The sequence below is a fragment of the Halorhabdus salina genome (assembly GCF_013839425.1).
Lineage (GTDB): Archaea > Halobacteriota > Halobacteria > Halobacteriales > Haloarculaceae > Halorhabdus > Halorhabdus salina.
In genome coordinates, this window is sequence record NZ_JACDNP010000005.1 from 142,873 (window position 1) to 163,259 (window position 20,387).

The 20,387-nt window shown below is 61.3% G+C and carries 15 protein-coding genes, 1 tRNA gene and 1 pseudogene; 9 read left to right on the plus strand and 8 right to left on the minus strand.

Going from position 1 to position 20,387, the window contains the following annotated elements:
* Positions 1 to 48: 48 nt before the first annotated feature.
* On the plus strand, positions 49 to 2,145 hold the full coding sequence (gene rqcH, locus HZR20_RS08775) for a ribosome rescue protein RqcH (protein ID WP_181686212.1): 2,097 nt from the start codon (positions 49 to 51) through the stop codon (positions 2,143 to 2,145).
* Between the two features lie 87 nt (positions 2,146 to 2,232).
* Here the strand turns inward: rqcH and HZR20_RS08780 are convergent, their stop codons facing one another.
* Positions 2,233 to 2,649: a universal stress protein gene (locus HZR20_RS08780; RefSeq protein ID WP_181686213.1), complete on the minus strand. Its 417-nt coding sequence runs from the start codon at positions 2,647 to 2,649 to the stop codon at positions 2,233 to 2,235.
* A gap of 131 nt (positions 2,650 to 2,780) precedes the next feature.
* Here HZR20_RS08780 and HZR20_RS08785 point away from each other — a divergent pair, with 131 nt between their 5' ends.
* From HZR20_RS08785 to HZR20_RS14800, 3 genes and pseudogenes are all read left to right on the plus strand, one after another.
* Positions 2,781 to 3,848, plus strand: a complete 1,068-nt coding sequence (locus HZR20_RS08785; RefSeq protein WP_181686214.1) for an mRNA surveillance protein pelota — start codon at positions 2,781 to 2,783, stop codon at positions 3,846 to 3,848.
* Positions 3,849 to 3,919: 71 nt separating this feature from the next.
* Positions 3,920 to 5,077 carry a sensor histidine kinase gene (locus HZR20_RS08790; protein WP_181686215.1) on the plus strand — a complete coding sequence of 386 codons (1,158 nt, stop codon included), beginning with the start codon at positions 3,920 to 3,922 and terminating at the stop codon, positions 5,075 to 5,077.
* A gap of 92 nt (positions 5,078 to 5,169) precedes the next feature.
* Positions 5,170 to 5,366: pseudogene (locus HZR20_RS14800) on the plus strand (pyridoxamine 5'-phosphate oxidase family protein); the annotation flags it as partial.
* Positions 5,367 to 5,385: 19 nt separating this feature from the next.
* Here the strand turns inward: HZR20_RS14800 and HZR20_RS08800 are convergent.
* Entirely contained in the window at positions 5,386 to 6,141 is a 756-nt protein-coding gene (locus HZR20_RS08800; RefSeq protein ID WP_181686216.1) for an MBL fold metallo-hydrolase, read from the minus strand.
* Between the two features lie 134 nt (positions 6,142 to 6,275).
* On the opposite strand from HZR20_RS08800, the gene leuS reads away from it, so the two are divergent.
* A complete protein-coding gene (leuS, locus tag HZR20_RS08805; protein ID WP_181686217.1) occupies positions 6,276 to 8,960 on the plus strand; it encodes a leucine--tRNA ligase in 2,685 nt (894 codons plus the stop codon).
* A 19-nt stretch (positions 8,961 to 8,979) separates the two neighbouring features.
* Here leuS and HZR20_RS08810 read toward each other — a convergent pair whose 3' ends face one another.
* Positions 8,980 to 9,588 (minus strand): TetR/AcrR family transcriptional regulator, encoded by a 609-nt coding sequence (locus HZR20_RS08810; RefSeq protein WP_309484917.1) that lies wholly within the window; start codon positions 9,586 to 9,588, stop codon positions 8,980 to 8,982.
* An 87-nt stretch (positions 9,589 to 9,675) separates the two neighbouring features.
* Entirely contained in the window at positions 9,676 to 10,482 is an 807-nt protein-coding gene (locus HZR20_RS08815) for a hypothetical protein (protein ID WP_181686218.1), read from the minus strand.
* A 254-nt stretch (positions 10,483 to 10,736) separates the two neighbouring features.
* On the opposite strand from HZR20_RS08815, the gene HZR20_RS08820 reads away from it, so the two are divergent.
* Positions 10,737 to 14,372 (plus strand): MMPL family transporter, encoded by a 3,636-nt coding sequence (locus HZR20_RS08820; RefSeq protein WP_181686219.1) that lies wholly within the window; start codon positions 10,737 to 10,739, stop codon positions 14,370 to 14,372.
* A 35-nt stretch (positions 14,373 to 14,407) separates the two neighbouring features.
* Here the strand turns inward: HZR20_RS08820 and glmU are convergent, their stop codons facing one another.
* Complete coding sequence (gene glmU / locus HZR20_RS08825) at positions 14,408 to 15,589, minus strand: bifunctional sugar-1-phosphate nucleotidylyltransferase/acetyltransferase (protein ID WP_181686220.1); 1,182 nt, start codon at positions 15,587 to 15,589, stop codon at positions 14,408 to 14,410.
* 288 nt (positions 15,590 to 15,877) lie between these two features.
* Positions 15,878 to 15,952: transfer RNA gene (locus HZR20_RS08830), tRNA-Glu, on the minus strand.
* Positions 15,953 to 16,088: 136 nt separating this feature from the next.
* Here HZR20_RS08830 and HZR20_RS08835 point away from each other — a divergent pair.
* Both HZR20_RS08835 and HZR20_RS08840 read left to right on the plus strand, forming a co-directional pair.
* Positions 16,089 to 16,535 carry an NYN domain-containing protein gene (locus tag HZR20_RS08835; RefSeq protein ID WP_181686221.1) on the plus strand — a complete coding sequence of 149 codons (447 nt, stop codon included), beginning with the start codon at positions 16,089 to 16,091 and terminating at the stop codon, positions 16,533 to 16,535.
* An 85-nt stretch (positions 16,536 to 16,620) separates the two neighbouring features.
* A complete protein-coding gene (locus HZR20_RS08840; protein ID WP_181686222.1) occupies positions 16,621 to 17,472 on the plus strand; it encodes a TatD family hydrolase in 852 nt (283 codons plus the stop codon).
* A 13-nt stretch (positions 17,473 to 17,485) separates the two neighbouring features.
* Here HZR20_RS08840 and HZR20_RS08845 read toward each other — a convergent pair whose 3' ends face one another.
* Entirely contained in the window at positions 17,486 to 18,196 is a 711-nt protein-coding gene (locus HZR20_RS08845; RefSeq protein ID WP_181686223.1) for a metal-dependent hydrolase, read from the minus strand.
* Between the two features lie 90 nt (positions 18,197 to 18,286).
* Here HZR20_RS08845 and HZR20_RS08850 point away from each other — a divergent pair, with 90 nt between their 5' ends.
* Positions 18,287 to 19,426: a S1C family serine protease gene (locus tag HZR20_RS08850; RefSeq protein ID WP_181686224.1), complete on the plus strand. Its 1,140-nt coding sequence runs from the start codon at positions 18,287 to 18,289 to the stop codon at positions 19,424 to 19,426.
* A gap of 50 nt (positions 19,427 to 19,476) precedes the next feature.
* Here the strand turns inward: HZR20_RS08850 and HZR20_RS08855 are convergent, their stop codons facing one another.
* Positions 19,477 to 20,382, minus strand: a complete 906-nt coding sequence (locus tag HZR20_RS08855) for a hypothetical protein (RefSeq protein WP_181686225.1) — start codon at positions 20,380 to 20,382, stop codon at positions 19,477 to 19,479.
* Between the last annotated feature and the right edge of the window lie 5 nt (positions 20,383 to 20,387).

Below are 20,387 nucleotides of genomic sequence, written 5' to 3' on the forward strand. Positions count from 1 at the left end.
ACGACGACCGAGCGACACGCTTACCACGCGCGCCCGACCAGTCCAGGCATGGATCGCAAGCGGGAACTAACGAGCGTGGACTGTGCCGCACTCGCTGGCGAATTGAGCCAGTACACCGGCGCACACCACGACAAATCCTATCTTTACGACGACGATCTCCTGCGATTGAAGCTGAGCGGCCCCAACTTCGGTCGGATCGAGTTGTTGCTCCAAGTCGACGACCCGAAGCGGGTACACACGATGGCTCCCGAACGGGTCCCCGATGCCCCCGAGCGGCCGCCCAACTTCGCGATGATGTTGCGCAACCGGCTGGACGGGTCGAAACTCGCTGCTGTCGAACAGTTCGAGTTCGACCGCATCCTCCAGTTCCGGTTCGAGCGGACCGACGATCACACCACCATCGTCGCCGAACTGTTTGGCGACGGGAACGTCGTGATTCTCGACGAAACCGACACTGTCATCGACAGTTTCGAGACGGTCCGGTTGCAGTCCCGGACGGTCGCGCCGGGCGGACAATACGAGTTCCCCGAAGCTCGTTTCAACCCCCTCACGGTCGAGTACGAGGACTTTCTGGCCCGAATGCGTCAGTCCGACGCCGACGTGGTGCGAACGCTCGCTACCCAGCTCAACTTCGGTGGCCTCTACGGGGAGGAACTCTGTTCGCGGGCCGGCGTCGAGTACAACCAGCCGATCGAAGAGACGACCGACGACGAGTTCGAAGCCCTCTACGAGACGATCACGGACCTCTCCCGGCGGCTCCAGGCCGGCGACCTCGATCCGCGACTCTACACCGAGGACGACGAACCGGTCGATGCCACGCCGGTCCCGCTCCGCGAGTACGATCACCTCGACAGTGAACGGTACGACTCGTTCACTGCGGCACTGGAGGCGTATTTCCGTGAACTCGAGCGTGCCGAAGACGAACAAACTGGGGGCAGTGATCGACCTGATTTCCAGGCTGAGATCGAAAAACAACAGCGGATCATCCAACAGCAAGAACAGGCCATCGAGGACTTCGAGGCCGACGCCGAGCGCGAACGCGAAAAGGCAGAACTCCTGTATGCCAACTACGACCTCGTCGACGAGGTACTGTCGACGATCCAGGACGCCCGAGCGGCCGAAACGCCCTGGGACGAGATCGAGTCGACGCTTGCGGCCGGCAAAGAACAGGGGATTCCAGCCGCAGAGGCTGTCCGGGACGTCGACGGGAGTAACGGGACGGTCACCATCGAACTCGACGACCACCGAATCGAACTCGAAGCCGACACGGGCGTCGAGAAGAACGCCGATCGCCTCTATCAGGAAGCAAAGCGCATCGAGGCAAAGAAAGCCGGGGCGGAAGATGCGATCGCGGAAACCCGGGACCAACTGGAAGCCGTCAAGCAGCGCCGCGACGCCTGGAAAGCCGAGGATAGTGAGGACGAAGACGACACACAAGCCGACGAGGACGTCGACTGGCTATCCCGGGACTCGATCCCAGTCCGGCAGTCAGAGACCTGGTACGATCGCTTCCGCTCATTTCACACAAGCGACGACTTCCTGGTCATCGGGGGACGAAACGCCGACCAGAACGAGGAACTCGTCAAGAAGTACCTCGATCGCGGCGACCTGTTCTTCCACACGCAGGCCCACGGTGCGCCGGCGACGATCCTGAAAGCCACTGGCCCGAGTGAGGCGGCGCCAGACGATCTGACGATTCCCGAATCGAGCCGCGAGGAAGCCGCCCAGTTTGCCGTCTCCTATTCGACCCTCTGGAAAGAGGGGAAGTACGCTGGTGACGTCTATTGTGTCGACAGCGACCAGGTGACTAAAACCCCAGAGAGCGGCGAATACTTGGAGAAAGGGAGCTTCGCCATCCGCGGTGATCGGACGTACTACGACGACACGCCAGTCGGCGTCGCGGTCGGGATCACCTGCGAACCAGAGACACGCGTGGTTGGTGGGCCACCGAGTGCAATCCGCGGGCAGGCGGAGACGGTCATCACCGTCGAACCCGGCCGGTTCGCCCAGAATGACATCGGCAAGAAGCTCTACCGGGAATTCAAAGGCCGGTTCGCCGACGAAACGTTCGTTCGGAAAGTCGCTAGCCCGGATCTCATCCAGGAGTTCCTGCCGCCGGGCGGCAGCCGCATGGTCGAGGAGTGATGTCGAGTGCGGGGATCAGTCCGTGTCGTCGGATTTTCGATCGGGTTGCGAAATCCGTACGGCGAGACTTGAGCCGTTCGGGTCTATTCAGTCTTCGAGGACGCGTTCGGAGACGACAGTCACCGGGACCGGGGCATTGTCGACGACGGCTTCGACAGCACTCCCCTGCGTCAGTTCTTCGAGTACCCCTTTGGCGGTGTGGCCCATGACGATGTGGCTGACGTCGACGTCTTCGGCAAGTTCGAGAATGTCTTGGCCGATTCGGGCACGCGGCCGGGGTGCCCAGTGACCAACCTGTTCGAGCGAAACAGTGGCCGGAACCTCTGCATCAACTACGGTCTCTCGAAGGGCATCCCGGATGCGCTTGTCTTCCATGCGTGCCTCGTCTGTCACGATGTGAACGACGTACAATTCTTCGTCGAGCCCGTTCGCAAGTGTAACCGCGACGTCGAGAACTTCGTCGCCGAGTCCACTGTTGGCCGCGATAGGAACGAGGATTGCCATACGTTCCCTTTGACTCCCGGGAACGTAATCCTGCGGGCCGTGTCGAAGACAGCACCGAGTGCAATCAACGGTAATGGGAGCCGACTCGATCGAAACAGCAGGCACTTGTCGACCCCGGACTGAATCCCCGTATGCGAATCGACGAGCGAGAACGCGTCGAGGGTGGCTGCGAGCGTCTCACGCTCGTCCCCGAGAGTCTCGACGATCTCTGGCATCTCAATTACGTAATCGAGCCGGACGACCGGGTGTCCGGTGACACGACCCGACGCATCCAGCGCAACGACGACCAGCTCCGGGATACCGGCGGGGAACGCGAGCACATCTGGGTCGCAATCGACGTCGAGGACGTCGAATTTGCCCGCTTCGCCAATAGACTGCGAGTCAGCGGCGTCATCACGGACTGTTCCCGAGAGGACCAACTCGGTGCCCATCACACGCTCAACGTCGAACAGCACGACGAGATCGACGTCGAGAAAGAGTGGAAACCTGACCAGATCGAACGCGTCGAAGACGCGGTCGAGGCCACGGACGCGCCGGACGTGGCAGTCGCCACCGTCGAGGAGGGCCAGGCCTACGTGCATACGGTCGCCCAGTATGGAACCGAAGAGCGAGCGAGCATCAGCGGGCCGACCGGGAAAGGGGAGTATGCCCGCCCGCGTGCGGCGTTGTTCGCGGAGTTGACCGAAGTACTCACACGAACCGACGCCGACGCGATCATCCTCGCCGGTCCCGGATTCACCAAACAGGACGCACTGGAGTACATCGATGATGAAGCCCCCGACGTCGCCGAGGCGATCACGACAGTCGACACCAGCGCCGTCGGTGATCGCGGTGTTCACGAGGTGCTCAAGCGCGGGGCCGTCGAAGATGTCCAGGAAGAGACCCGGATCGCCGAGGAAGCTGGGTTGATCGACGAGCTGATGGAACGGATCGCCGAGGGAGTCGAAGTCGCATACGGTCCCGAGGAAGTAGCAGAGGCCGCAGCATACGGCGCGATCGAGCAACTGCTCGTGCTGGACGACCGACTGCGAACCGCCCGTGCTGGCGAGGGCGATTGGGACGTCGACATCGATCACATTGTCGAACAGACCGAACAGCAAGGCGGGGACGTGACGGTTTTCTCGGGTGAGTTCGATCCCGGCCAGCAACTCGCCAATCTCGGTGGGATCGCGGCGTTGTTGCGGTATCGACTCCAATGAAACCTCAACCACTTGTCGAAATGGTTTTTTGATGGGGGCACAACGATACATCGACGGAGACCAGATTGGAGATGGGTTTCGAGGATCAGAGTGACTTTGCCGAGCAAGTCGCCGACCTGAACCGGTACGGACAAGCGCTGAACAGCTGTGAGTCCGTCGACGAAGTGGTTTCGCTGACGCTTGAAGCAATGGCGCTGTTGTTCGAATCTCCCTACTCGACGTTCGTCGAGGTCCGCAACGGGCACCCGGAAGTCAGCGAGAGCATGAACCCGCATTTCGAGGCAGGTGACGATGCTTCTGCGGTCGTGGCCGAAGCCATCGAGACCGGCCAGACTGTCCGGCGATCGGGCAAAGAAGCCGGACTGACGGATAACTCACCAGTTACAGCAACACTCGCCGTCCCGGCGAGCATCGTTGACGAAGTGATCGTCGTTCTCGTGATGCGAGCGACGTCGGTCGAGAACATTGGAGACGAACACGCCGATCCGCTCGAAATTTTGGCGTCCCACGCGGCGACGGCCATCAGCAATATTCGCTCCAGAGAGGAACTCGAACGGGCGCGCAACGATCTCGAGACGCGCAAAGAAATGGTCGAAATGTACGATCGACTGCTCAGACACGACCTGGGGAACGACTTGCAGGTCATCACCGGGTTCGCGGACGCGGTTGCCGAACAGGTAGACGGTGAAACGCGGGAATACGTCGAGCGAATCGAGCGCTCTGCCGAGAGTGCCTCTGACCTAGTTGATCGGGTCGGCAACCTGGTCTCGACACTTGAAAAAGCCCAGGAGCCCGAACCCAAATCTCTCAGGGCCGAACTCGAAGAGACTGTCCGAGACATCGACTCCCAGTACGACGAACTGACTGTCGAGTTCGATCCCGAAGCGTTTGAATACCAGGTCTATGCTGGCGATTTACTCGATTCCGTCTTTACGAACATCCTCTCGAACGCGGCCATCCACAACGATGACCCCGTGACCGTCTCGATCTACGCCGAGGAGTTGCCTCCCGAGACGGTCGTCATCGGATTTGCCGACGACGGGGCGGGTGTCCCCGAAGCAATTCGCGACGAAATCTTCGAGATGGGGCGGAAAGGGCCAGAGAGTACCGGGACCGGGCTCGGACTCGGGTTCGTCAGGGCACTCACCGAGTCCTACGGTGGGACTGTCGATGTCCGGGATAGTGCGGCCGGCGGGGCGGACTTCCGCGTTAGACTCGACCGGGCCTGACAGTTCGATGGGGTCGGCCACCTCGATGCCACACAGTCAGTCTGTGTTCGGCAGTCCGTACTGGTGATCTGGCGGCTGATGGCTGACTACGCATGGCGACGATTCCAGCCGCGTTCCAGGACTTCTTCGAGAAGGCCACGTTCGCCACGTCACGACTATGACCTCAGAAGGCATGCCCCACACGACATCGGTCTGGGTTGATCATGACGCAGACAACCGACTGCTGATCAACACCGAACGCGGCCGGCGCAAGGAGAGCAACGTCGCCCCGAATCCGACGGTGTCGGTAAGAGACAGCGGGCGCGCTGTCAGAGCGTTACTTCGAGGGCGTCTTCGGCAATCCGGACGTCTCCCTCGTAGTGGTCGGCGATTGAGTCGAGCATCTCCCCGTGGCGACCGTCGGTATGTGGGTAGAGATGCGTGAGATAGACCGTTTCCACGTGGATGTCGGCCGCGGCCAGTGCCTCGCCGAATGACGCCGGCGTGGGATGATTGTCGGTCTCGACGTCGTCGGGAAACGAGCAGTCGTGGACGAGCACGTCGGCCCCATCGGCCACGGAGAGAAACGCGGGAAACGCCACGGTATCGCCGCTGAAGACGGCCGTGGGGCCGTCGCTATTTGCGGGCGTCACTCGATAGCCGAACCCCGGCATCGAGTGACGACCGCCCCGGGCACGGACATCGAATCCGCCGACGGTGTGTGCCCCCGGGTCGAGATCGGTGACTGTTGGATCGACGTGCTCGTCGAGATAGGTATGGACTGCAAGCAGTTCATCGAGCAAGGTGGCTGTGCCTCGTGGACCGGCGATCGTGAGCGGTGGTGCGTCCGCGAGCCACCGGGCCTTCAATAGCGGCAGTAAGTCGGCGACGTGATCGAGATGATGGTGAGTCAGCAGGACGGCGTCGAGGTCGGTGTATCCACCGTCGGTCGCTGCAAGCGTGTCGAGAACCCCGCTCCCACAATCAACGAGAACGCGGTTCTCGGCTGTTTCGAACAGAAGTCCGGTCTGATTCCGCTCGCCCGTCGGCATCGCGCTGCCAGTCCCCAGAAACGTCAGGCGCATAGCCGAATCTGGGTGGCCGACGACAAAGCTCTGACGTCGATTCGCGGACTGCGTTGTTGAACAGTCGAGCGGTCCGTCGGTCAGGTTTAAGCCGCCCGCCGCCGGAGTGGGCCACATTCAGTCACGGAGTCGCCATGGATCGAAGCCACTACAATCACGCTCGAGTGCAGGAGTATTGGCAGTATGAGTGGGATCGCCGCGACGTCTATGCGTGTCCGGACGACGCGACTGATCCGACGTACGTCCTCGGAATGTTTCCCTATACGTCGGGCAATCTCCACATGGGCCACGTCCGGAACTACGCTATCACCGACGCGTACGCGCGCTACCGGCGGATGTGTGGCGACGACGTCCTCCAGCCGATGGGGTGGGACGCATTCGGCCTCCCCGCCGAGAACGCCGCCGAACAGCATTTCACCGACCCGCGCTCCTGGACGGAATCGTGCATCGAGAGCATGCGCGAAGAGATGGATGCGATGGGGTTTGGTTACGACTGGTCCCGGGAGTTCACGACCAGCGATCCATCGTATTATCGCTGGAATCAGTGGCTGTTCAGACAGTTCTACGAGGCGGATCTGGTGGAGTACGACGCGGCCGCTGTCAACTGGTGTCCGGACTGTGAGACGGTTCTGGCGGACGCGCAAGTCGAGCGGCCGCCTGGAGACGACGGAAATGGCCCGGATGCTTCCGGTCCGGCCCGGACACATGGCGTCTGCTGGCGATGTGAAACACCAGTCGTGACACGCGAACTCGATCAGTGGTTCTTCACGATCACCGACTACGCCGAGGAACTGCTCGACGGACTCGACGACCTCGAGGGCTGGCCCGAGAGCGTCAGAGAGATCCAGCGTAACTGGATCGGCAAACAGGACGGCGCTCGCGTCACCTTCGATGTCCCCGAGTACGACGATATTTCAGCGTTTACGACGCGACTCGATACGATCTACGGGACAACCTTCCTCGCGATCGCGCCCGGCCACGAGCTTTCCCGGACGCTGGCTGCAGACAACGAGCACGTCGCCGCGTATCTCGATTCGGTCCGGGCAAGTGACAGCGGTCGACCCGCTAGTGTCGACGCCGGCGTTTTCACCGGTGTTCACGCCGTCCATCCACTGACTGGCGAGGACGTGCCCGTCTACGTGGCCGAGTACGTCCTCGACGATGTCGGGACCGGCGCAGTGATGGGCGTGCCAGCCCACAACGAACGCGATCACGCCTTCGCGACGGCACAGGACCTCGAAATTGACCAAGTGATCGACCCGTCGGACAGCACCGTCGACCTGGAATCGAGCGCCTATACCGGCGAGGGGACCCTCCAGCACAGCGGCGAATTCGACGGACTGGAAACGGAACGGGCCCGCGAGCAACTGCGCTCGCAACTGGACTGTGCGGACTCGGCCGTCACGTACCGCCTCCGGGACTGGCTCATCTCGCGACAGCGCTACTGGGGGACGCCGATCCCGATCGTTCACTGTGACGATTGCGGACCGGTGCTCGTTCCCGAGGATGAATTACCGGTCGAACTGCCCGATTACGAGCATTCGCGTGCTAATCCCCTTGCGGAGAACGAGGCGTTTATCGAAACAACGTGTCCGGAGTGTGGGGCACCCGCTCGCCGGGAGACGGACACGATGGATACCTTCGTCGACTCCTCGTGGTACTTCCTGCGCTTTCTTTCGCCAGCGAACGACGACGCGCCCTTCGATACCGACCTCGCCGAAGAGTGGCTCCCCGTCGACGTGTACGTCGGCGGCGAGGAACACGCCGTGTTGCACCTGCTGTACATCCGCTTTTTCGCCCGGGTGCTATCCGATCTCGGATTGCTTTCCGTCAAGGAACCCGTCGAGCGACTGGTCAACCAGGGAACGGTCCTGCACGGCGGGGAGAAAATGTCCACGACGAAAGGCAACGTCATTACGCCCCACGAGTACGGCCCGGAGACGACGCGACTGTTCGTCCTGAGTGCCGCCCACCCGCGACAGGACTTCGAGTGGACTGCCAAAGACGTCAGTTCGGCCTACGAGTTCCAGCAGCGCCTCCACGAGATGGGGCGGGCCTTCGACGAGCGCGAGCAGTTCCGGAGCGATCGTGCGCCCAGAGACGAGTACCTCGACCGGGCGATCGACCGCACGATCGCCGCCGCGACCGAGGAGTTCGACGCCTTCCGGTTCCACCAGGCGATCGCCGAGATCCGGGGACTGGCTGGACTCCTCGGCCAGTACCTCGATGCGGGGGTCCCCCAGGAAAGCGTCTATCGGCGCGGGCTGGAGACGCTCGCGCTGTTGATCGGCCCGATCGCACCGTATCTGGCCGAGGAACTCTGGAATACACTTCGGTGTGAGGGCCTGGTCGTCGAGGCGGAGTGGCCCGAACCAGGGAGTGACGTCGAGCAGTACCAAATCGAGCGAGCGTTGATCGAGAGCACTCGCGAGGACGTCCGTGACATCTGTGACGTAGCGGGGATCGACGATCCCGATCAGATCACGTTCGTCGTCGCGCCGGCGTGGAAGTACCAGGCCTACGAGTCCATCAGGACCGCAGATCCGGAGGCTGCAGTCGTCAGCCAGGCGCTGGAAGCCGATCTCGTCGCTGACCATCGGGACAAAACGGGTCCATACCTTGCCGACCTCGAAACGCGTCGCCGCTCGCTCGAACCGGTCCTCACGCCCGAGACGGAACGAGTGCTCCTCGATCGCGCTCGCTGGCTGTTCGAATCGGAATTCGACGCGATGGTTCGGATCACCACCGCAGATGGGGCCGATGACGAAGATTTGGCCAGCAGAGCTGAGCCTGGGAAGCCTGCAATTCACATCGATTGAGTGGGCGATTCGAATCCGCTTATGTCTCGATCCGGAGGTGCCGGTCGACGTAGCTGTCGAGTTCGTCCCTGGTCGCCACGAGGACCGCTTCGTTGTCCAGGGGCACACTCCTGACTAGCATGCCATAGACCGTCGCGTGGATAAACTCGGCCGTTTGGGCCGCATCGACGTTCCGGAAGACCCCTTGTTCGACCCCCGCTTCGATCGTTTCGGTGAGCGTTGTGACAATCACATCGTCAGTTCGGTCGAACTGCTGGCGGAATGTCTCGTTGTGGGGGGCCTGGGCCCGCATTTCGATCAACGCCTGGAAAAACTGGAGATGATCGTCGTCCATCCCCGCCGGGACGAGCTTGTCGAGGAAGTCGTCGAAGCGCTCTGCCGGACTGTCTGGCGCGTCTGCCTCCAGTTCGGCTTCGAGTTGGTCGAGCAGAAATCCGAGGAAGTCAGCTAGCAGTTCGTCCTTGTCTTCGTAGTGATAGTACAGGAGTGACTTGCTCTTTGGAAACTCCTCGGCGATGCGGGAGATGCTGGTCCCAGCGTACCCGTGGGCACAGAGTGCCCGGTAGGTTGCGGCCATGATCGCTTCCTCAGTGGTCCGTTCATGGTCGGAATCCGGTAGTTCAGGCACTGTCACCACCAATCCAGTGCTGTCTGACCGAAGGCTCTAGCGACCTCTGGTTGACGCGGTCACGTCTCGGCCACTGATGTGTACCACTCATGCGTTTGAGACTTCTCTGTGGGAGGTGGTACAAACGCTGTCGACGAATCGTTCGAGAACGGACCGATCCGACGATTCTGGCAGCATCGATAGTACCTCCTGTACTTCTGTGCGGGTGAGTGTATCCGGCAGTGCTTGTACTGCCTGTGGGCCGTCGTCAGCGTCCGTTCGAAGTGACTGTGGATGGTCCGTTCGCTCTCGCCATTGTTTCACTCCGAGGGTCAGTCCGAGTGATCGCAGTGCGTCGAGGCGTTTGTCGTTCGTTTCTTCGAGAAGGCCCGCCAGTTCGCCTGCCGCCGCGGTAACGATCGGCTCGATCGGTGCGTCCTTGGGTGAGTCACTTCCCGCCGGTCGAAGCCAGCAACTCGTGAGTCGCTGACTCGCCGTTGCGAGTGAGCGATAGCAGGCCTGGCCGATCGAATCGTCAGCGTGGTCCGTCCGGGCCGGCGATCCATCCTTTGGGACGCCGGCGTATGCAAGCGAGTGCAGAAAATCACTGGCGAGTAACGTTCGTGTCGTGTCGTCGCTGTCAGCGTCGAGAGCCACGCTCACCTTGAGTCGCATCTCTGCCGAGAGACACACTACGCTCGCGGCTGCGGAGAGCACCTGCTCGCGATCGGTCTCGCCCGGAAGCGCCCGTGCGGCAAGAACCAGATATCGGCCACTAAGCCAATCAGTCGCGTCTTCGACCGGTCCAATGGCGTCCGTCGCCAACTGTGCTGGCGCTTCTCTCACCCACGTCTGGATCTGCCGGTCGATCGCACGTACAATATCCTCCTCGGCGGACTCAATCGAGGCTGTCATCGTTCCTCCCTCTCGTGACCGCCAGACGGATCTCGGTCCTCCGAGCCGGCGCCGTCGATTCAGCCGTGTCTGTCTCTCGGTGCATGGTAGTAACTGAACGGTAAGTCAGCATCAAAGTTTGGGATCTCAGACGCTTGCCCGTCCAGCGGCAATATTGACCGAACATTCAGTAAATTCCAACAAGCCTATTACCCGCTCGGGCCAACGCCACGACTACAGATGTCTCTCTTCGCCTCGAAACGGGGAGTGGTCAAATGAGCCTGTCTGACACCGTCGTCGACGCCATTACAGACTACAGTAGGATCGCAATCGCCGTAATGGTAGTGTTGACGATACTTATCGGGGCTGGAGCCGCACAGGTTTCACAGACCTCGTCGCTCGACCAGTTCCAGTCGGAGACGCCGGAGGCCGAAGATCTCGATTACATCGAGACGCACTTCTCGACTGGGTCGGACAATACCACGACAGCACAGGTCATCGTCCGTGGCGACAATGTCTTGAATAAGTCCGCGCTGCTTGAAACGCTCCGCTACCAGCAACGGGTGCGTAGCGATCCAGCGATCGGGAAGACTCTGGCCGAGGAGCGACCGACTATCGGCGTCGCCAACGCCATTGCCACGGCAGCGATCAAGCAGGAGCGTGGCCAAGCACTGCAGGCGACCGCCCAGGAGTTTCAGCAACTCAACGAAACGGTCCAAGAGCAACGAGCTAGCCTCGAAGCAGCGCGGACTCGACTCGCACAAAACCGGACTGAATTCAACGAAACGCGAGAAGCTGTCGCCGCCCGAGCGGCTGAAGTGAATGCGACTGCAGGTGCACTCAAAGGGGCACTCCAGACGATCCAGCAAGATCCGACCGCCAGTATTCGTGCCCAGTTCGATGCCGTGGCGGCGAGCGGACCAGTCGACCTGAACGAAACGGACTACGCGACTTTCGAGACGGCCGCCCAGCAGCTCCGAAGTACCACTGACCCGACGGCGATCGAGGAGGCCTACCAACTTGGCACGCAGGGCGTCCTCGCCGAGGAGTACGCCACACTGGCCGAGGAAAAGAATCGTCTCGAAACCTGGGGCCAGCAGCTACAACAGCGTGGAACTGAGTTGCAAGAACAGGCTGCACAACTCAAACAGCAGGGCGAACAGCTTCGTGACCTCGGGACGGAGCTACAGCAACAGCAGGCGACCTTCGAGAACGCCACCTCGGCGAACCTGACCCAGCAGATCGACCAGCTCGACTCGATGAATAGCTCGGCGATCGATGAGACGCTCGGGCTGGTTCTCGGAAACGGCAACAACGGGGGCATGAGTGCGTTGACGTTCATGTCGACGGATTACGACCCGGGCTCGACAACTGCCAATGCGACGATGTTGCTGGTCACCCAGCAAACGGACACGGCGCTGGCACCGGGCGGGACGGCTCCCGAGACGATTACAGACGCTCAATTGGCGATGCAGGATCTCGGCCCGGACTTCCAGCAGGAGTATCTGGTGTTCGGGAGCGGCATCATCACCGACGAGATCAACCGATCGATGACCGACAGCATGCTCATCGTCGGCCCGCTCGCGCTGATTTTTGTCCTACTGGCACTGGCGGTCGGCTACCGTGACATCCTCGATATTATTCTGGGACTGTTCGGAATCGGTGCTGTCCTCGTCTGGACGTTCGGCTTCATGGGGTGGACAGGCATCGATTTCAACCAGATCTTCATCGCCGTCCCGGTCCTGTTGATCGGGCTCTCTATCGACTACGCGATTCACATCTTCATGCGTCACCGGGAGGAACGGACCGCCGGCGACGAACTCGGGCCGCGGGGATCGATGCGGACCGCCCTCGCCGGTGTCGGTGTCGCGCTGACGCTGGTCACGGCGACGACCGTGATCGGATTCCTTTCGAACGTCACCAGTCCGGTACCCCCGATCCGGGAATTCGGCATCGTCAGTTCAGTCGGGATTGTGGCCGCACTGCTGATCTTCGGCGTGCTCATCCCAGCACTCAAGGTCGAACTCGACGAGTTCTTCGAAGGCTACGGCTTCGATCGGCACAAACGGGCGATCGGGACCGGTGGTGGCCGCCTGAGTCAGGTACTCAAGATCGGCTCGATCGCAGCCCGGAAGGCCCCCTATGCCGTGATCGTGCTGGCACTGTTGGTGTCGGCTGCGGGCGCATACGGCGGCTCGCAGGTCGATACGACCTTCGCACAGGAAGACTTCCTCGCCGAGGACCCGCCCGGGTGGATGGAGGAACTCCCCGAGCCCTTCAAGCCCGGCGAATATACCGCAAAGAAGAACCTCAACTACGTCAACGAGCGGTTCATCCGGGAAGACTCTCAGGCCCAACTACTCTTGGAGGGGGATCTCGCCACAGCTGACGCGATAGAGCGACTCGATCAGGCCAGCGAGACGATGGCCGAGAAAGAGGTCACGCAGAAACTCTCAAGCGGCGAACCAGACGTCCAGTCACCACTCTCGGTGATGCAGACAGTCGCTGCTCAAAACGAGACGTTCAATGCGACACTTCGAGCCGAAGACCCAGATGGTGATGGAGTGCCGGAAACGAATGTCACTGCCGTCTACGACACACTGTTCGAGGTCGCACCGGACCAAGCCGGGGCTGTCCTCTATCAGAACGGCGATCAGTACGAGGCCGCCAGGATCGTCGTCTCGATCCAGGGTAGCACGTCGAGCTCCGACGTGACCGAACAGATGCGTTCCGTTGCCGATTCAGTGTCAGGGGATGGTATTGAAGCGACAGCGACAGGCCAGACGATCCTCTTCGAGATTGTGCAAAATCAGTTGCTGGAGACGGTCATCCAGAGCCTGCTGATCACGCTCGTGGCCGTCTTCGCGTTCCTGATGGTCGTTTACCGAATCAGTGACGGGAGCGCGACACTCGGGTTCGTGACGCTGTTGCCCGTCGTGTTCAGCGTCGCCTGGATCCTGGGCACGATGTACCTGATGGACATCTCGTTCAACGTGATGACAGGGATGATCACGAGCCTGACCGTCGGGCTCGGGGTTGCCTACAGCATCCACCTCAGTGAGCGCTACAATCAGGAACTCGAACGGTCCGACACCGTCTGGGAAGCCCTCGATCGGTCGGTGACGGGTACAGGGGGCGCACTGCTCGGCAGTGCTGCGACCACCGTCGGCGGGTTCGGCGTGCTCGTGTTCGCTATCCTGCCCCCGCTCCAGCAATTCGGCCTGATAACCGGGCTGACAATTATCTATGCGTTCCTGGCAGCGGTCCTCGTCTTGCCCAGTCTCTTGGTGGTCTGGACGCGGTTGTTCGGCCCGGACTGGACGTTCAGCGAGAGCGACGCGGACGAGAACACGGATGCCGAGTCCACTGAGACGGACATGAGAACGCCCGAATCCCGTGCCGTCGATCACCAGGAAGAAACCGTCCCGATTACCGCCGAGCGCTCGGTCCAGCCGACTCGCGCCACCCCAGGCGATGCAGTCGCCGTGCAGGTACGGATCGGCGGTGTATCCGGGCGCGTCGCGTTGCGGGAACAGTTCGACGGTGCCGGGCTCGACCTCCGTACCGCCAGTCCCCCGCCCGAGGAATTCGCTATCAGCGACTCGACAGCGTTCCTCGTCTGGGACGATCCGGCGACGCCGATCGATGTCGAGTACGACGCCACGATTGTCGGTGACGCGACCGACGGATCGACGCTCCAATTCGATGGCGTCGTCCTGACGGGCGGGCCAGATATTGCCCTCGAGGGAGACGACGCAGTCACTGTCGTCGACGATCTGTTCGATCTGGTCCGTTCGGAAGGACAGATTTCCGCCAGCGAGCTCCGTCTGGCGACCGCACATTTCGCCGACGGACGCCTCTCGGAGGCCGAATTCGAACGGCTTTGCCGACTTTGGATCGAAGACGAGTGATAAACTCGCCCACTGCCGATTACTCTCTGCGGCCGTTATCGATCGCGTGAAATGTGTTCGGCTGGCTTCGTCGACGTCCCACTCGAAAGTATCACACCTGGATCGAGACTAGTGTTGATTCCGGTTTTGACGTCGTCGCCGACGACGACACCGAACTTCCGCCGATCGGTCGAAACACGGTCCCCGTTGACTGTCGCGTAGATTGGCTCTCCGTCGTGACGAAGGTTCGCGACCTTCGTCCCCGCCCCGAAATTGACAGACTGGCCGAGTACGCTATCGCCAACGTACGAGAGGTGAGCCACGTTCGTATCCGCGCGGATGACACTATTCTTGATCTCGACGGCATTGCCGATGTGGACACCAGCGCCGATCATGCTTGCGCCCCGAACGTAGGCGTTCGGTCCAACCTCCGCACCGGACCGGATGTAGACCGGCCCTTCGATGACGACACCCGGGTCAACCGTCGCCCCCTCTTCGATGACGACCTGGCCGCGGAGATCCGCGTCATCGCTAATGCTGCCCCGAACGTCACGTTCGATGTCCTCGAGGACAGTCTCGTTCGCTTCGAGTAACTCCCAGGGCCGACCCACGTCGAGCCACCGGTCGAGTTCGACGGCACTAACGTCGTAGGCGTCGATAACTTTCGTGACGACATCCGTAATCTCGTGTTCTCCCCGTTCGCTCCGGGGGACATCGAGCCATTCCATAGCCTCCGCCGGGAAAGCGTACGCCCCGGCATTAGCGAGATCCGTCGGCGGATCGGCCGGCTTCTCGACGATATCCGTGACCGTTCCGTTTGCCACTGACACGACACCGTACTTTGCGGGGGCCGAAACCTCGTACGTTCCCAGGGCCGCCCCGTTCTCGAAGAGGGCCTGCACGCTCGAAGTGTCGTAGAGATTGTCACCGTTGAGGACGACAAATGGCCCCTCGAGCTTGGGCTCGGCTGCACGGACGGCGTCGGCTGTGCCATCCGGGTCGGGTTGGTCGACGTACGTGACGGGGACTGTACGGTACACGTCGCCAAAGTGTGACTTGATGGTCTCGGCTTGGTAGCCGACGACGACAATCAGCTCAGATGCGCCTGCGTCGACGGCAACGTCGGCAACGTGTGCCAGGACCGGCCGGTCGACGACCGGCAACATTGGCTTTGGCATTGTGGCCGTCAGCGGACGCATCCGCGTCCCCTCACCGGCGGCGAGGATGACTGCCTGCATGAACGTGGTCTATCAATGTGGGACTGATAGACTTACCGCTCGACAGCGATATTTCTCCAAAATCACTCGACACTCAACGCAGTGGCCCCTGCCTACGCCCCCGAGCCCATAGCACGAAAATGGCTGCCCAGGCCAGGTGTGAGCGAATTCAGAAATCTGCGAACGTCGATCGACAGAACCGATCGGGATTTGAACCCGATGGCGAGACGGTCGCTGCGGGCGCTGCGACTCGCGTGGTTCAAATTCCTCTGTTCGCAGTCACGGCTCGCGGATTTGCACGCCAAAAAGTGCTCGGTCCGGGATTTGAACCCAGGTCATCGGCTCGAAAGGCCGAAATGATTGGCCGGACTACACCAACCGAGCGATCAACTGCAATCGAATCGAGGGACTGCTACCTAATAAATGCCGTCAATCGTCGCTGCTCTGGGGCGTGTTATGGTGCCCCAGTGTCGATGCCCGAGACGGAACCTCCAAGGTGAGGCTGGCCCACGCTAGTGGCATGGGACTGGTTGGACAGCTCTTGGGCCACGAACGTGCCGGCATTGGCCTGTTCGTCGACGGGCCGAACGTCTTTCGCTCGGAGTTCGACGTCGACCTCGACGATCTGCGTTCGATCGCTACCGAATACGGCAACGTTCGGACTGCCAGACTGTACCTCGACGAACACGCGACGCCGGGGCTCATCCAGGCTGGGGAGGCACACGGGTTCGAAGTCGTGACTACGAGTGGCGATGTCGATGTCAAGCTCGCTGTCGACGCGACGCGGGCGGTCAACGAGAGCCACATCGAAACGGTAGTAATTGCTTCACGAGATATCGATTTCAAACCGGTACTCGAAGCCGCGGCGGAAGCTGGCTGTCAGACCGTCGCCGTTGCCCCTGGCGAGTACGGCCGCTCGGACGCGCTGGTCGCGACCGCCCACGAGAGTCACACGCTCGGGGACTGATCGGGAATATCCTACCCCCCATCCCTGGACAGGCTGTCACTGAGAGACGAACGTCTTTTTGACGCGCGCGCCTGGCTTTCAGCACATGACCGACACGTATGACGGGCCAATCCTCGACAACCATCTGCACCTCGATCCCGAGCACGGACAAGGGATCAGTGCCGTCGAGGACTTCGCCCGGGCCGGTGGCACGCACATGCTCGTCGTCAACAAACCCTCCTGGATGATCGCCGAGATTCCCGAAGACGAGGCCGTCTTTCAGTCGGTTTTCGAGACGACGATCGAGGCTGTCCAGGCAGCAAGCGACGTTCTTCCAGGCCGCGCCTGGCCGATTCTTGGCGTCCACCCGGCGCTGATCTCGAAGTTGACTGGGCGTGGCTATACGCCCGAACAAGCGCGAGATATCATGCAAGCTGGACTCGAGATCGCCGCCGAGTACGTCGCCGACGGGCCGGCACTCGGCATAAAATCCGGGCGGCCACACTACGACGTCGGTGATCCGGTCTGGGACGCCTCGAACGACGTGATGAAATGCGCCTTCGAACTCGGGGCTGAAACTGGCTGTGCGGTTCAGCTGCACACGGAAGGCGGCGAGGATTTCACAACGGTAGCCCAATGGGCCGAAGAACGCGGATTGCCCGCAAAGCGGGTCGTCAAACACTATTCGGAAGGTCGTCTCGACGGTCCGACCAAGAGTGTCCTGGCGGACAAAGACGAACTCGAAATCGCCGCCGGAACCGACGAGCCGTTCTTCATGGAGACGGACTTCATCGACGATCCGGACCGACCGGGTGCGGTCCTCGGCCCGAAAACAGTCCCACGTCGAACCGAGTGGCTACTCGAAAACGGGTACGAGACCGCTGTCCGGGCCGCACACATCGAGACGCCGGCTTCCGTTTACGGAATCGATACAGAAGCGACACTGTCGTCGACCTAACGCCGGGCCGCGGTCACAGTTCGAACGTCTCGTCACCGTCGAGGACGTGTACGTCGGCCTCGCTGCCGACCGCTTTCACCTCGCGAGCAAACTGATCAGTATCCTGTTCGATCGGCGGGAACGTGTCGTAGTGCATCGGGAAAGCGTGATCCACGTCGAGCCAGTCGACCGCGACCGCGGCCTGTTCGGGCCCCATCGTGAAGTGATCGCCGATCGGGACGGCGGCGGCATCGGGTTCGAGGAACGGACCGATCACGTCTCGCATCTCGGACATCAAACTGGTGTCGCCGGCGTGATAGAACGCCGTCGTCTCCACGTCGTGTTTCCGCGTCGGTTCCGCGTCGGAAATGACGAACCCAGCGGGCATCCCCCCAGAGCCTACCTCGTAGGTGGTGTTGATCCCATTCGTGTGGTCGGCCCGGTGCATTGTCACGTAGGCGTCACCGATCTCGACGGTGCCCCCGAGGTTCATGCCGATTGTCTCGTTGCCGTGGGTGTCCTCGACGTAGGCAGCTAGTTCCGGCGTCGCCACGACAGCCGCGTCGAACGCCCCCACGTCTCCGATGTGATCGGCGTGGCCGTGTGTGAGCAACACGTTGTCCGGTTGTTCGACCTCGGCAGGCGCGAGTGAGGTCTTTGGATTGTCGAAGAATGGATCGACGAGCAGTCGCGTCTCGCCGACAACGACACTCCAGGTCGAATGGCCGTGCCAGGTGAGTTGCATACGTCAATCGATCGTATGAGTGTCTCTCACTTAACACTGCAGGGCACTGGCGGACCAAGCGTTTATCCAAACAGCTACCTTGGTTTGGGTATGACTGACGAAGGGGTCTCGCGGCGCGGGTTCCTGCGGACGCTCGGCGTGGCGACAGCCATCAGCGTGGCTGGCTGTGCCGACTCCCCGTCGCGTGGGACACCGACGCAGACGGACAACCCAGATCGATCCACGCAGACACCGATCGACCTTCAGGATGGCGATCTCATCGACGGGGAGTCGATCGACCAACTCGAAAACGACGATGGATCCCGATTCAGCGACGTCTACCAGGCAGTCCGGAACTCTGTCGTGCAGGTCAGAGTGCTGACAGCGAGCGGACAGAGTGCTGGATCGGGGCTCGTGTACGACGATTCCCATCTCGTCACGAACGAACACGTCGTCGCCGATGCGCAGGACATCTTCGTTCGCTACCGGACGACTGGCTGGCGTGACGCCGAAGTGGTGGGTACTGACGTCTACAGCGACCTTGCCGTCCTCCGCGTCGACGATCACCCGGATGCGGCCCAGCCCCTTCCACTGGTCGAGACAGACCCAGCAGTCGGTACCGAAGTCGTCGCGATCGGCAATCCGTTTGGCCTCTCTGGGACAGTTTCGAGCGGAATCGTCAGCGGTGTCGATCGAACGCTTTCGGCTCCGAATAACTTCAATATTCCCGACACGATACAAACTGATGCCCCGGTCAATCCGGGCAACAGTGGCGGTCCGCTGGTCGATTTGCGGGGGCGAGTTGTCGGCGTCATCAGTGCCGGTGGCGGAGACAATATCGGACTCGCAATCTCTGCACCACTGACCCGACGGGTCGTTCCTGATTTGGTAGCCACTGGCTCCTACGATCACCCGTACCTTGGCATCGGGTTGCAAAGCGTCACCCCGGAACTCGCTGCAGCGAACGATATGCCCGAGGCAACCGGCATCTACGTCGATCGTGTCGTCGAAGACGGCCCAGCCGACGGCGTTCTCCGTGGCTCAACGGACCGCGAATACGTCTACGGCCAATCCGTGCCTGTCGGTGGCGACGTCATTCTTCACGTTGCGGGCGAGCCAGTGCCGACATCTAACGCGCTCGCGAGCGTCTTGGCACTTAGCACTCAGCCTGACGAGCAAACCGAGTTACGCATCTGGCGAGACGGAGTGGAACAGACTGTCGAGATAGATGTCGGCGTTCGTCCGAATTGACATTTCCCGCCCTGAACGGCGGTTTTAAGCTCGAATATACAACAATTCGGCTATTCCAGCCGTTTGGCGACACCCTGTTCGAGCAGTGGCATCGCGTTGGTTTCGGGGAGTGCCACGATGTCGTCGGTTGCGAGATCGTAAGACCGATCGTCGACTCCCAGAATTTCGCCGACATCGTCAGTAATTTTGACCGTGGCTCGGTCGATACTGTCGGCCATCCTGTCTGCAGGTACAGCTCCTGGGTCAGCACCGACACTCGTCTCGTCGTGCCCAGTTGTGCCGCCGTCGCCTCGTGTCGCCTCGTCAACTGTGGACCCACCGGGCGTGGCTTTCGCGGCCGGCGGCGTGTCGGAAGGGGCGTCACTGATTTCGTCAGGCTCGTCCTGCTCAACGGATTCGGAGCTCCCCATGAGAGCAGCGGCAGAGACATCGGCCTGTGTTTCCTGCTGACTGGTGGCGTCTGCAGTCGTTGCCTGTGAGGGGTCGGATTCCTGATTCGGGTGCTCGCCACCGGCAGGGGCTGACGAGGCTTCGATCCCGGCCGTCGCGTCGAGCCCGATGTCAGCCGTTTCTCCCTCGAGCACATCGAATACACGCATTCGATTGTTCTTGATCGCTTCGACAAGCGTCTCAAAGAGGTCTTGCTCTTCGGCTGTCAGCCCGCCATCTTCAGTGGGCATGTCCGCGGCCGCCATCGAGGCCATCTTGACGAGCTTTCCGACTCGCCGTTCGTAGATGGCTTCCAGCGTCTGCTCGGCGGTGGCGATGTCGTCGCTCAACCGGTTGACTTCTGGCGCATCGAAGGGGTCGTCCGCGTTGGCGGCCACTCGCTCGCGCTCTTCGCGAAGCGCGCGCACGAACTCGCCAGCCTCCTCGTAGAACGAATCGCGTAGCTGTTGGAGGCTGTCGGTTTGGCGCTCACGGCTCTGTACTGATTGGATCTCGTCTAAGTCCATGTCTT